Below are 12,296 nucleotides of genomic sequence, written 5' to 3'. Positions count from 1 at the left end.
GGTTGTTGTTTCGGCCGGTCTCCCCCGGACCGGATGGCAACGCCCACCCCGGGAATCAGCTGCACAGTCAGCGCACCGGGAGCACCACGCCTCAGCGCCGCGTGCACGAAGTTGAGGCTCCCGCTGCTATAGCCACATGGCGGCGCCCAATGCACTCCGAGGAAATGAGCCGATCATGGCAACTTCTCACTACGACCAATTCCTGCAGGAAGCCATCACCCGCGATCCTGCATCCAACCACGCCATGGGCCGGGACCGCCTCTACGGCCTGTACACGAGCTGGTGCGTCCTTGGCGAGACCACCCCGGGCCCCGAAAATGCCTTCTGGGCCGCAATGAAGAAAAAGCGCATCCACCCCACCCGGACAGGCCTGCGGATGACTGGCACGGCCGCGGCCGATTACATCCTCACCAGCTACCCGGACATGGTCTAACCCCACAGTCCGCCCGCGAATCGGGTCCATAGGCCGTTACCTCAGGCAACCGGACCGACTATGATCCGGTCATGCTCAATCCTGCAGGTGGCCGCGGTACGCCTGAAAACCTGACTTCCGGCACCGGCCCCGTTGGCGCGGATGCCGGCCAGGGAGGCCCCGGCCACGGCTTCCGGCGCCTCTACGACGTTCCGGAGCGGTTGACGCCGCCCCAACGCTTCGAGCACTGGCGCCACTGGTACAGCCAGGCGGTGGAAACGCCCGTGCGGCTGGAAGCTACCGGCCCCGTTTCGCCGCATTTTGCCCCCACCGCCACCAGCTTCAGCGGGCCTGGATTCAGCTTGATTGAGCTCCGGAACGGGCCTGCCGCGGGTGCGTGGGAGGCCAACGGCGACCTGGATGATCTGCGGCTTGCGTATTTCGTGAAGGCACCTTCCGGGACCTACAACTTCTCGGGCGAACCGGTCTCCATCCAGTCGCCGCGGGTCCGGTTCCTTGACCTCACCCACGGCGGCAAGTTCCGCGCCCCGGCGGGAATGCACGTTATTCAGCTCAACCTTGCTAAATCCGGCCTGGGCGTGGACGGGGTGAGGGCCACGAGGCTGGCCGAGGTGGAGAACCTCATTCAGCATCCTGTGCTGCGCTCCCTCCTGATGCCCCTGCTCTTGAACTGCAGGGCCGCGGGGATGGAGGCGCATGCGGAGGCCGCCAGCGCCGTCCTGCGCTCCGCGGTGACCGCGCTGACCTCGTCCTTGCTCGGCGTCCCAGCCGCACCGGAATCGCTGGCGCCCTCGCAGCGGCTGGCGGTCAAGAACTACCTGCACAGGAACTATGCCTCGGAAAACATGGGTTCGGAAGCAATAGCGGACCACTTTCACGTGTCCCGGCGCACCCTGTTTACCCTGTTCGAAGGCGAGGACTTGGGGATCGCCGCACGGGTCCGGCTCCTGCGGACCGCACGGGCCCTGGAGTTGCTTCGTGACCCGGAGTGGCGGCTCCAGACGGTGGACCGGATTGCCGCTACGGCAGGTTTCGCCAACACGCAGGCCCTGCGACGGGCGCTCAAGGATGTCACGGGCCTTGGGGTGCGGGAATTGCGGGATGACCACTCAGCGCTCGAGGAGCGGCTTGCCGCGCTCCGGCGAACGCTCGGCGCCTGAAGGCGGCAGCGACCCCGGTCCCCCCAATGACGACCGGGGGCACTCCCTACCCCGCTGTTGGAAGCCTAAATCAGCCTTCGGGCCGCCGTCCCGGACAGGGCACAAGGCCGCACGAAGTGATCGAAATTCGGGCAGAAACGCATTATCTGAGCCATCGGGCGTTCAGCGACGACGACGGCGGTGCGCAGGCCGGAACGCGGCCGCACCCGCCGCCTTTGGAAGTTTTTAGGGCGCGAGATGTCGCACCGCTGATCGCCGACATGGCCCGGGAGGGGAACAGGTGGTCGGGCGACTGCATTGGGGGGTCAATCGCCCGACACATTTTGGATTATTCGCCGTCGCGGCCGGTTTGTCCACGGTGTTTTTCTTCCCACACTTTCGGACCCAGAGTGGCCCTGCCAAGGGTGGTACTGACGGAGACTCCCTCAGCGCCGAATGCGGCCGTAGCGTGGGTGGGACGTTGCAATTCCCCGGATAGTGAGAGCAGGCCCGCATGAACATCGAACCCACCAAACCCACCGGCAAGAACCCGCCCGAGCAGTTCGTCGGTGATGTCTGGCTGGATCCCATCGCGCTGCCGCACGAAACCGACCAGCGCATGGTGGTCGCCACGGTCCGCTTCGCTCCCGGCGCCCGGACTGCGTGGCACTCCCACGCCCGCGGGCAGTTCCTCCGTGTCACCCAGGGCATTGCCCGGTTCGGCGGACGCGACGGCAAGATCATCGAGGTCCACCCCGGGCAGACGCTGTACACCCCGCCGGGCGAGGAGCACTGGCACGCCGCGGCACCTGGCTGCTATATGGAGCACATCGCCATGCTGGAGAACGGCGATGACCCCGCCAAGACCACCACCTGGCTTGAGCACATCACGGACGACCAGTACAACGGCACCCGCCCCTGATACCGACCGACCTGCAAGGAGACCAATCATGCACACACGTACCCTCGGACAAGGCCTGACCGTCTCGGCCGTCGGCCTGGGCTGTATGGGCATGTCGCAAAGCTACGGGCCCAACCCGGGCAGCCGTGAGGACATGATCGGCGTCATCCGCTCCGCCGTCGACCTCGGGGTGACCTTCTTCGACACGGCCGAGGTGTACGGACCCTACGTGAACGAAGAACTCGTGGGCGAGGCCCTGGAGCCGATCCGCAGCCACGTCCAGGTGGCCACCAAGTTCGGCTGGCGTATCGAGGGCGGCAAAAGCGTGGGCCTCGACAGCCGGCCGGAACAAATCCGCCGGGTCGCCGAGGCCTCGCTGCAGCGGCTGCGCACCGACGTCATCGACCTCTTCTACCAGCACCGCGTCGACCCCGCCGTGCCCATCGAGGAGGTCGCCGGCACCGTCGGTGAGCTAATCGCGGAAGGCAAAGTCCGGCACTTCGGGCTCTCAGAGGCGTCGGCAGGAACCATCCGCCGGGCGCACGCGGTGCAGCCGGTGACGGCGGTGCAGAGCGAATACTCGCTCTGGACCCGCGACCCGGAGGCCGAGGTGCTGCCAACGCTCGCCGAGCTGGGTATCGGGTTCGTGCCGTTCAGTCCGCTGGGCAAGGGCTTCCTGACGGGGACGGTGGGCACGGCCACCACCTTCGCCGAGGGCGACGTCCGCGCCACCATTCCCCGCTTCACCGAGGAGAACCGGTCCGCCAACGCCGCACTCGTCGGGCACGTCACCGGCCTCGCCAGCAGCAAGGGAACGACGCCGGCGCAGATCGCCCTGGCATGGCTGCTCGCCCAGCACCCATGGATCGTGCCGATTCCGGGCACCCGCAGCACCGCCAGGATCGAGGAAAACGCCGGCGCCACGGCGGTGGCCCTGTCCGCGGACGACGTCGCCGACCTCGACGCCCTCGCCCGGCGGATCGGTGTGCAGGGCGCCCGCTACAACAGCCAGCACCTGGGCTACGTCAACCGCTGACGCCAACAGGTCCGCACCTACCCAGAAACCCCATGACCCAAACACACCCCAGCCCCGCCCGCTCCACCGCCCCCGCCCGTGGCCGCGGCTTCATCGCGGCCACCGTGTCATTTGTTTCCGTGTTCGCTGCGGGGGCCTCGCCAATACCTCTGTACGACGCCTACCGGAAAGCCGACGGCCTGACGAACGACCAGTTCTCGCTGGCCGCCGTCGCCTATTTCGTCTGCGCCGTATTCGCCCTGGTGTTCCTGGGCCGGCTCTCGAACCACTTCGGCCGCCGTCCGGTGTCCCTCGCCGCCCTGCTGATTGCCGTCGCCGGCTGCCTCACGTTGCTGGCGGTCCACAGCTTCCTGCCGCTTCTCGCCGGCCGCGCCCTTCAGGGACTCGCGGCCGGCCTGGCATCCAGTGCCATCGGCGCGTACGTCGTCGACACCGCACCGCGTCGCCCACCGTGGCTGGTCGCGGCCGTCACCACCGCCGCTGCGACTATCGGGCTCGCCCTCGGCGTCTTCCTCTCCGGACTGCTCGTCGAGTTCGCAGCGGTTCCGCGTGCACTCACCTATTGTGTGTTTGCGGCGCTGCTGCTCGCCTGCGCCGCAGCCCTTGCCACCCGCCCCGAAACCGTTCCCCGCGCCCCCGGCGCCTGGTCCTCGCTGAAGCCGCACCTGGCGGTGCCGGCCGCGTCCCGCCCCTACCTGCCCCTGGCGTCGGCCATCTTCGTCGCCACCTGGGCCTTCGGCGGCTACTTCACGTCCTTCGGGCCCTCCATCGCCGCGGACAACCTCGGCTCGCACAGCCCCCTGGCCGCAGCCGCCGTGTTCGCCTCCTACATGGCGCCCGGTTTCCTCGGCGGTTTCATCGCCGGCCGCTTCACCCCGGCGGCCGCCCAGCGGACCGGGATGACGCTGGTCGCCGTCGCCGGCGTCGGCCTGACGGTGGCCAGCACCGCCGGAATCCTCGGACTGTTCATCGGGGCAGGCGTCGCCGGCGGCATCGGGATGGGCATCGCCACCTCGGGCAGCATCAACACCCTCCTGCCCGAGGCGCTCCCCCGGGAACGCGCGGGCCTACTCGCCGTGATCTACTCCATTTCGTACACCGGATCGGCAGTCCCCAGCCTCATCGCCGGGCAGGCCAGCCGGGTGATCAGCCTCCCGGTCATCACCGCCGGCTACGCCGTCCTCGCCCTGGTGGTTTGGATCGGAACGCTTGTTGCTGCCCGAAGCCCCCGGGCAATCCCATCCCACAGCAGCTAGGCGGCCGGTCCCTGCACCTGCAGGGAGATTGCCGCCCTTGGACTAGCGTGGGAAAAAGTTCGCCGCCGCCTGTCGTTTTGACGGTGTCCCGGGCGTCGTACTGGTGTAGCGACCGCCAAGAAGGAGAGAAATGAAACACCTGCTCTTGATCCCGAACAATGCCGACACCTGGAACGCGCTCCCGGAGGCCCGGATCAACGCGATTATGCAGGCCCACACCTCGCTGCAGCAGGAACTCAGGGCCTCGGGCGAATTCGTGACGGCCCATGAGCTGAGCGAGGAGGCGAAGTTTGTCTCCTCGGACGGCGGCCGGCCCACAGTCACCGACGGGCCCTTTGTGGAGACCAAGGAATTCCTGGCCGGGTACTACATCGTGGACTGCGTGGACATGGACCGGGCGGGGGAAATCGCGGCCAAGCTCGGGGAGGCAGAACTGTGGCCGATCGAAATCCGCCGGATCGACGCATAACCACGGCGCCGCCGGCTGACCACACTTTCGCCTGCTGTCAGGTGGCTTCGAGGACGAAGAAGATGAAGGACAGGAATGCCGACTTCTCACCGCTCAGGATGCGCGGCGGAAGGAGCTCTTTGGGCGTGTCCGGAACCGGCTCTGGTTCGCTGACGGCGGCCACGCGGTAGCCGGCCGCCGTGAACGCGCTGAACATCGCGTGCAGCGGGCGGTGCCAGAAGGTCAGGACCGCCGGTTCGCCGTCGAACTCGTAGTCCTCGGAGTACTGCCGGATGGCGAAATAGTCTTCGGCCGGTTGGGTGACGACGGTGACCGTGGGGTGGTTGACCGACAGGATCAGGCGGCCGCCGGGCTTCAGCACACGCCGGAGGTCTTCGAGGGGCGCCGACCAGTCCTCGAGGTAATGCAGCACCAGGGAACAGACGACGTCGTCGAAAGAGTTATCGGGGAACGGAAGCGGCCCGCCGAGGTCGGCCACGTGGAGGTCCGCGGCCGCCCCCAACCGCTGCCGCGCAAGCTCGAGCATCGCCGGGCTGGCGTCGAAGCCGGTGACGGCCGCGCCCCTGGCACTGAGGGCAGCCGAGAGGGGCCCGGAGCCGCACCCGGCGTCCAGGATCCGGCGGCCGTCGACGTCGCCGGCGAGGGCCAGCATCGCCGGCCGCTCGTAGTAGGCGTTCAGGAGGCTGGAGTCATTCTCGGCCGCGTAGCGCTCGGCGAAGTTGTCGTAGTGGTTGGCCTTCACGGAAACCCGCTCTCAGGAGAACACTGCTGGTCGTTACGGTCAGCCCGATCGTAACAACACGGCCGGCGGCGGCTGACCCAGGGTGAACGACGTGGCCGCCTTGAAGCACGGGGGCATGCCCGGGCAGCCGGGCCTAAAATACGCACGGCACGGATTGGCGGGGCATCAGACCCGCTGAGGAGTCGTACCCTTAGCCTCAGGCGGGACTCTTCACCGGGGCCAGCCGTTGCGTGCCAAATTCCTGGCGCGGCCAGCTTCCCCGCTGGGTTTCACTGTGAAGAGATCGGACCATTTGCTGTGGCATGGACTCCGGACCGGAGGTCATTCATTTTGACCGCCGCCGCCCTGGCACTGACCGGCTGCGCCCCTGATCGCCAAGGAACCGGGACGGCCGGACCGGACGTACCCCGCCGGGCGGGACCGCCGCGGGTTGATACCCCGGGCAAGAGAGCCGCGGCCGCGGCCCACATCGGCACTCCCTCCGCAACCGCTTCACCGTCGGATCAGCATCCGTTGGACCTCCCCGCGCTGCCGGGACCGATGTTGACCCGGAACCAGGTGACGGCGGCGTTCGCCCGACGCCCCGCGACGTACTGGGGAGTGGAAGCGCCCGGGGTGCTGACCCGGCTGCCCCCGGCAACCGCCGGGGTGGCGCTGACGTTCGATTTTTGCGGCGGGATAAATGGCACTGGAGCGGACCTGGCCCTCCTGTCCGTCCTGCGGCAGCAGGAGATCCCGGCCACCTTGTTCCTGAACTCCCGGTGGATCACCGCCAACCAGGCGCTGGCCCAGGACCTGGCCGCTGACCCGCTCTTCGAACTCGCCAACCACGGAACCGCCCACCGCCCCCTGTCCGTCACAGCTAGGAGCGCATACGGGATCCGGGGCACCAGGAACCCCGGCGAGGTCTACGACGAGATCATGACCAACGACGCTCGCCTCGCCGACCTCACCGGGGCCCGTCCACGCTACTTCAGGCCCGGAACCGCGCATCTGGACGAGGTCTCCGCCTCAATCGTCCGTTCCCTGGGTTGTCGTCCCGGTCGGATTCAGCATCAACGGCGACGCCGGCGCCACATTTCCCGCCGCGACGGTCACTCGCGAGATATCCCGGGCACGGGCGGGTGACATTGTCATCGCCCACGGCAACCACCCCGCCGGTGGCACCGCCGCCGGGCTCACGCACGCCCTGGCCCTCATGAAGGACCGAGGCGAGACCTTCCTCCCGCTCCCCCGGACAAGTAGCACCTGATTTCACCGGGGGTTTGTGCGGGAGACAGGACGCGAGACAACGAAAAAACCCCGCCGTTCCCGTGTAGACACTGGGAACTGCGGGGTTCTAGCTGGTGGCTCCGACCGGCGTCGATCCGGTGACCTTTCGATTTTCAGTCGAACGCTCTACCAACTGAGCTACAGAGCCTAGGTGACATGTCACCTTGACGGCCGGAATTTCTTCTGGCAATCAGAGCGACCCTGACGGGACTTGAACCCGCGACCTCCGCCGTGACAGGGCGGCGCGCTAACCAACTGCGCTACAGGGCCTTACTTTTACTACGTTTTCCTGCTGTTTCTTGCATCTTGCGGAATCGCTTCCGCAATTTTTCAAGGCCTTTAGCCTACCAGACTTTTTCATCCGGCTTGACCAGTTTCCTTGCGTACCCCCAACGGGATTCGAACCCGTGCCGCCGCCGTGAAAGGGCGGTGTCCTAGGCCGCTAGACGATGGGGGCCAGGACGCCATCCGGTAAAACCGCGTGAACGAGGGCAAAAATGTAGGGCCGAAGCCTGCCGTTTTTGTTCCCTTCGGGTTCCTCCGAACTGGACCTATAAAACTATAGGGCCAAGTTCCGGAATCTCCAAAATCCCTCCCTCCTCCCGGGAATAGGCTCTGGACACAGCCACTGTGGCTGTGCAATTGATGGTCGGATGGACGCCACTGCTGCCCTCAACGAGATCGCCTTCTGGCTCGAACGTGAACGCGCCACCACCTTCAAAGTGCAGGCATTCCGGAAGGCGGCCGAACTCATCGGCGGCCTGGCGCCCGCCGAGTTGGCGGCCCGCACGGCCGACGGCCGGCTGAAGCGGACGAAGGGCATCGGCGACAGGACGTTCGCGGTCATTGCCCAGGCGGTCGACGGCGGCGTCCCCGACTATCTGGCGGACCTGCGCGAGCGCGGCGCCGCTCCCCTGGCCGAGGGCGGCCAGGAGCTGCTGGCGAACCTGCGCGGGGACCTGCATATGCACAGCAACTGGTCCGACGGCGGCTCGCCGGTCGAGGCCATGCTGGACGGGGCCCGGATGTTGGGCCGCGAATACGTGGCCCTGACCGATCATTCCCCCACGCTCCGGATCGCCAACGGCCTGAGCGAAGAGCGGCTCGCCGCGCAATTGGAGCTGATCGCCACCATCGAGGAGCACCGCCAGGCAGCGCCGGCCGGGAGCAAGGCTGCGCCTGCCGGTCCGGCGCAGCCCCGCCTGCTGGCCGGGATCGAGGTGGACATCCTCGAAGACGGGACGCTCGACCAGGCTCCGGAACTACTGGACAGGCTGGACGTGGTGGTGGCCAGCGTCCACTCAAAGCTCCGCTCGGACCGGAAAACCATGACCCGCCGGATGCTGGCCGGGATCGAGAACCCGCACACCAAGGTGCTGGGACACTGCACGGGCCGGCTCCTGAACGGGAGCCGCGGAACCCGGCCGCCGTCGGAGTTCGACGCGAAGCGGGTGTTTGCCGCGTGCGCGGAGCACCACGTGGCCGTGGAGATCAACGCACGGCCGGAGCGGCAGGATCCTCCCGATGAGCTGATCCAGCTGGCCCTCGACGCCGGCTGCCTGTTCAGCATCGACAGCGACGCGCATGCTCCGGGCCAACTGGACTTTCTGCAATACGGGGCGGAGCGGGCCGCCCGGAACGGCGTCCCGGCGGAGCGGATCATTACCACCTGGCCCGTCGACCGGCTCCTCCAGTGGACCCGCGGGGAGCACTGACCCGCCGGCCCGCGGCGGCAGCGGCGCTCAGGTCAGCAGCAGGACGGCGAGGGTAACCATCACCACGGCGATGCCGGCGTCGAGCACCCGCCATGCCGTGCGGCGCCGGAACAGGGCCGTCAGGAACCGCGCCCCCACACCGAGCGCGGTGAACCAGGCGATGCTGCCCAGCCCGGCCCCGGCGGCGAACCACCAGCGCCCCGTCTCGCCCTGCGCGGCCGCGAGGGAACCGAGCAGCAATACGGTGTCGAGGTAGACGTGCGGGTTCAGCCATGTGAAAGCCAGGCAGGTGCCCAGCACGGCGCCCCGGCTGAGGATCTTGTTCCCTTTCTCCGGATCCAGCTGTTCGCCGCGGACCGCGCGCCGTGCCGCCAGCAGCCCGTAGGCCAGCAGGAAGGCCGCGCCGGCCCACCGGATGACCACCAGGGCCGCCGGCGCCCGGTCCAGCAGGACTCCTATCCCGGCGACGCCGAGGACGATCAGCACGAGGTCGGACACGGCGCAGACCGCCACCACCAGGGCCACATGGGAACGCTGGATCCCCTGGCGGAGGACGAAAGCGTTCTGCGCGCCGATGGCAACAATGAGGGACAGGCCGGCGGAGAGGCCGGACAGCAGGGGAACGATCACCAGTCCACGGTAGGTCCCGCACCAAAATGAAACCAGTTAAAGTTTCTCCACATACATAAGATGAGCTAATGATCGATATCGCCCCCGAGCAGGCCCGGACATTGGCGGCCATCGTCGCGCTCGGTAGTTTCGACGCCGCGGCCGAGCACCTCTCCGTCACCCCGTCGGCCGTCAGCCAGCGGATCCGCGCCCTTGAGGCCGCCGTCGGCCGCCCGGTGCTGACGCGGGCGCGTCCGCCCGGCCCCACGGAGTCCGGGAAGGCCGTGGTCCGGTTCGCCCGGCAACTGGAGCTGCTGTCTGCCGACCTCGCCGAGGAGCTGCGGCCGGGCGCCGGGTCACAGCTGGTCCGCCTGACACTGGTCATCAACAGCGACTCCCTGCATACCTGGGCGCTTCCGGGGCTCGCGGCCGTCGCGGGACGGGTCCAGCTCGAAATCCTCCGCGAGGACCAGGATTACTCCCTGGAACTCCTCCGCAGCGGCGCCGCGGCAGCCGCTGTCACGACCACCGCCAAGGCAGCACCCGGCTGTTCCTCCCGGCGGCTCGGCGTGATGCGCTACCTGCCGGTCTGCACGCCGGACTTCGCCGCCCGGTGGTTTCCCGACGGGGTTTCCCCGCACACCCTGGCCGTGGCTCCGGTGATGGTCTTTGACCGCAGGGACGGTCTCCAGGACCGGTACCTGCGGTCGGTGGGCACTCCGGTCCCCCGGCCGCCCCGGCACTTCGTCCCGGCGGCCCATGAGTTTGCCGAAGCCATCCGCTGGGGGATGGGGTGGGGGCTGCTCCCCGAGATTGAAGCCGCCGAGGAACTGCGGGACGGCGCCCTTGTGTCGCTGGATCCTGCAGCCCATGTGGACGTGCCGCTGCATTGGCAGCAGTGGCGGCACGGCTCGGCCGCACTCGACGAAGTCGCGGCGGCGATCCAGGCCGCCGCACGTCCGCTCCGCTGAGCCGGAGACCCGGCGCCGCGGTTTGGCAGGAACTCGACTAGACCTGACCGATTTCCGCCAGCCCCGGTGTCCGTCCACCGGCTAGATTGGCACCATGGCAACAACCGCCGAGACAGGCACCCCCCACCCGGACCACCCCCAGCCGGACAGCACCCACGAAGCAGCCTCACATGCGGCACCCCCGGCCACACCCCCGGCCCCGATCAAGACCGGACAGATCAGCCGGCTCGGCATCGCAGCCGTTGTGGTGACGGTGGTGCTCTGGGCGTCGGCCTTCGTCGGCATCCGGGCAGTCGGACCCAGCTTCTCCCCCGGGTCCTTGACCCTCGGGCGGCTCGCAGTCGCCGCCGTCATCCTGGGCCTGGTGGTGCTGCCCCAGTTCCGGAAGTCCGCCGTGCTGCCCCGGGGGCGCGAGTGGTGGCCCATCCTGGCCTACGGTGTGATGTGGTTCGGGGGCTACAACCTGGCCCTCAACGCCGCCGAGCACATGCTCGACGCGGGCACGGCAGCCCTCCTGATCAACGTCAACCCCATCCTCGTCGCCGTGATGGCCGGGATCATCCTGAAGGAAGGCTTCCCGCGCTGGCTGATCATCGGCAGCCTGGTGGCCTTCGGCGGAGTGGCGGTTATTGCCCTGGGATCCGGCCAGCGTTCGACAGCGGATGTCGCCGGAGTGCTGCTGTGCCTGCTCGCCGCAGCCCTCGCGGCGGTCAGCGTAATCGTGCAGAAGCCGGTCCTGCGCAAGTTCCCCGCCGCCCAGGCCACCTGGTTCGGGATTATGGTGGGCGCCGTCTGCTGCCTGCCCTTCAGCGGACAGCTCGTCACCGAAGTGCAGGCCGCACCCCTGTCGGCAACGTTGGGGCTGGTCTATTTGGGCGTCTTCCCCACCGCCATCGCCTTCACCACGTGGGCCTACGCCCTCTCGCTGATCGACGCCGGCCGGCTGGCCGCCACCACCTATCTGGTCCCGGGCACCACCATCCTGATCTCCTGGCTGGTGCTCGGCGAAATTCCCACTGTCTGGGGCCTGGTGGGCGGCGTGATCTGCCTCGCCGGCGTCGCCCTGACCCGGCGCCGCTCCCGGCCCGCCGCGGGCTCGCGGAGCAGGGCCTAAAGTGAGGGGATGACCGGCTCCCTGCCTCCCGGCCTGCCCATTGTGCCCGAGGGCGGCGGCCCCACGGACGACGGCGGCGGCCCGTTCCCGATGTCCGAGGACGAGTTCGAGACCGCGGTGGGCGAGGCCCTGGACCGGATTCCGCACGAACTGGCCCGGACCATGACCAACGTGGCCGTCTTCATCGAGGATGACTACACCCCGCAGCCCGGGGAGGATCCGGACACGGTGCTGCTGGGGCTCTATGAGGGGGTGCCCCTGACCGAGCGGGACTCCTGGTGGGACGCCGGCTCGCTGCCGGACCGGATCACCATCTACCGCCGGCCCATCCTGGAGCTCTGCGCCTCCCGCGAGGACGTGGTCGAGGAGGTGACGGTGACCGTGGTCCACGAAGTCGCCCACCATTTCGGCATCAGCGACGAGCGCCTGCACGAACTCGGCTGGGGCTAGCCCCCGGGCTCCTTCTGCAGCCGGATCAGGCGACACGCCCGCCGCAAATCCGGCCAAATGACATTCTTGTTGTTTATGTTACTGATGTGACCTTTGTTGCCAAAGTTGCATTTGGCACGTAGCCTCGTGCCTGCTGGGCGATCCGCAGAGGTGGCATTTTTATGTGCCAATTTCAGACCTCGCTCGTTC

13 protein-coding genes and 3 tRNA genes are annotated in these 12,296 nt (G+C 68.0%); 11 read left to right on the top strand and 5 right to left on the bottom strand.

What is annotated here, in order from left to right; translation table 11 throughout:
* Positions 1-175: 175 nt before the first annotated feature.
* The 6 genes from AC1DHY_RS09675 to AC1DHY_RS09650 all read left to right on the top strand — a co-directional run bounded on the left by AC1DHY_RS09675 (position 176) and on the right by AC1DHY_RS09650 (position 5,234).
* Positions 176-433 (top strand): hypothetical protein, encoded by a 258-nt coding sequence (locus tag AC1DHY_RS09675; protein WP_476878088.1) that lies wholly within the window; start codon positions 176-178, stop codon positions 431-433.
* Positions 434-504: 71 nt separating this feature from the next.
* Positions 505-1,593 carry a helix-turn-helix domain-containing protein gene (locus tag AC1DHY_RS09670; RefSeq protein ID WP_476878087.1) on the top strand — a complete coding sequence of 363 codons (1,089 nt, stop codon included), beginning with the start codon at positions 505-507 and terminating at the stop codon, positions 1,591-1,593.
* Positions 1,594-2,086: 493 nt separating this feature from the next.
* Positions 2,087-2,494 (top strand): (R)-mandelonitrile lyase, encoded by a 408-nt coding sequence (locus tag AC1DHY_RS09665; protein WP_476878086.1) that lies wholly within the window; start codon positions 2,087-2,089, stop codon positions 2,492-2,494.
* A gap of 28 nt (positions 2,495-2,522) precedes the next feature.
* A complete protein-coding gene (locus tag AC1DHY_RS09660) occupies positions 2,523-3,509 on the top strand; it encodes an aldo/keto reductase (RefSeq protein ID WP_476903535.1) in 987 nt (328 codons plus the stop codon).
* Positions 3,510-3,541: 32 nt separating this feature from the next.
* Complete coding sequence (locus tag AC1DHY_RS09655) at positions 3,542-4,765, top strand: MFS transporter (protein WP_476903534.1); 1,224 nt, start codon at positions 3,542-3,544, stop codon at positions 4,763-4,765.
* A gap of 130 nt (positions 4,766-4,895) precedes the next feature.
* A complete protein-coding gene (locus tag AC1DHY_RS09650) occupies positions 4,896-5,234 on the top strand; it encodes a YciI family protein (protein WP_476880286.1) in 339 nt (112 codons plus the stop codon).
* A 37-nt stretch (positions 5,235-5,271) separates the two neighbouring features.
* On the opposite strand, the gene AC1DHY_RS09645 is transcribed toward AC1DHY_RS09650, so the two are convergent.
* Positions 5,272-5,976: a class I SAM-dependent methyltransferase gene (locus AC1DHY_RS09645; protein ID WP_476880287.1), complete on the bottom strand. Its 705-nt coding sequence runs from the start codon at positions 5,974-5,976 to the stop codon at positions 5,272-5,274.
* A gap of 513 nt (positions 5,977-6,489) precedes the next feature.
* Here AC1DHY_RS09645 and AC1DHY_RS09640 point away from each other — a divergent pair.
* The gene (locus AC1DHY_RS09640; protein WP_476880288.1) at positions 6,490-7,104 is read left to right on the top strand and encodes a polysaccharide deacetylase family protein; all 615 of its coding nucleotides are present in this window, start codon (positions 6,490-6,492) and stop codon (positions 7,102-7,104) included.
* Between the two features lie 216 nt (positions 7,105-7,320).
* On the opposite strand, the gene AC1DHY_RS09635 is transcribed toward AC1DHY_RS09640, so the two are convergent.
* The 3 genes from AC1DHY_RS09635 to AC1DHY_RS09625 all read right to left on the bottom strand — a co-directional run bounded on the left by AC1DHY_RS09635 (position 7,321) and on the right by AC1DHY_RS09625 (position 7,705).
* Positions 7,321-7,396, bottom strand: a tRNA-Phe gene (locus AC1DHY_RS09635).
* A 48-nt stretch (positions 7,397-7,444) separates the two neighbouring features.
* Positions 7,445-7,518 (bottom strand) — tRNA-Asp (locus AC1DHY_RS09630).
* 114 nt (positions 7,519-7,632) lie between these two features.
* A tRNA-Glu gene (locus tag AC1DHY_RS09625) sits at positions 7,633-7,705 on the bottom strand.
* Between the two features lie 196 nt (positions 7,706-7,901).
* On the opposite strand from AC1DHY_RS09625, the gene AC1DHY_RS09620 reads away from it, so the two are divergent.
* The gene (locus AC1DHY_RS09620; protein ID WP_476880289.1) at positions 7,902-8,963 is read left to right on the top strand and encodes a PHP domain-containing protein; all 1,062 of its coding nucleotides are present in this window, start codon (positions 7,902-7,904) and stop codon (positions 8,961-8,963) included.
* Positions 8,964-8,990: 27 nt separating this feature from the next.
* On the opposite strand, the gene AC1DHY_RS09615 is transcribed toward AC1DHY_RS09620, so the two are convergent.
* Complete coding sequence (locus AC1DHY_RS09615; RefSeq protein WP_476903533.1) at positions 8,991-9,593, bottom strand: LysE/ArgO family amino acid transporter; 603 nt, start codon at positions 9,591-9,593, stop codon at positions 8,991-8,993.
* Positions 9,594-9,661: 68 nt separating this feature from the next.
* Here AC1DHY_RS09615 and AC1DHY_RS09610 point away from each other — a divergent pair, with 68 nt between their 5' ends.
* The 3 genes from AC1DHY_RS09610 to AC1DHY_RS09600 all read left to right on the top strand — a co-directional run bounded on the left by AC1DHY_RS09610 (position 9,662) and on the right by AC1DHY_RS09600 (position 12,107).
* Entirely contained in the window at positions 9,662-10,543 is an 882-nt protein-coding gene (locus tag AC1DHY_RS09610; protein ID WP_476903532.1) for a LysR family transcriptional regulator ArgP, read from the top strand.
* Between the two features lie 94 nt (positions 10,544-10,637).
* On the top strand, positions 10,638-11,657 hold the full coding sequence (locus AC1DHY_RS09605) for a DMT family transporter (protein WP_476903531.1): 1,020 nt from the start codon (positions 10,638-10,640) through the stop codon (positions 11,655-11,657).
* 9 nt (positions 11,658-11,666) lie between these two features.
* On the top strand, positions 11,667-12,107 hold the full coding sequence (locus AC1DHY_RS09600) for a metallopeptidase family protein (RefSeq protein ID WP_476903530.1): 441 nt from the start codon (positions 11,667-11,669) through the stop codon (positions 12,105-12,107).
* Positions 12,108-12,296 lie beyond the last annotated feature (189 nt).

Source organism: Arthrobacter sp. 05L44 (assembly GCF_056397605.1).
Note: the sequence above shows the minus strand (reverse complement) of the source record. Positions and strands in the feature narration are given on the sequence as shown.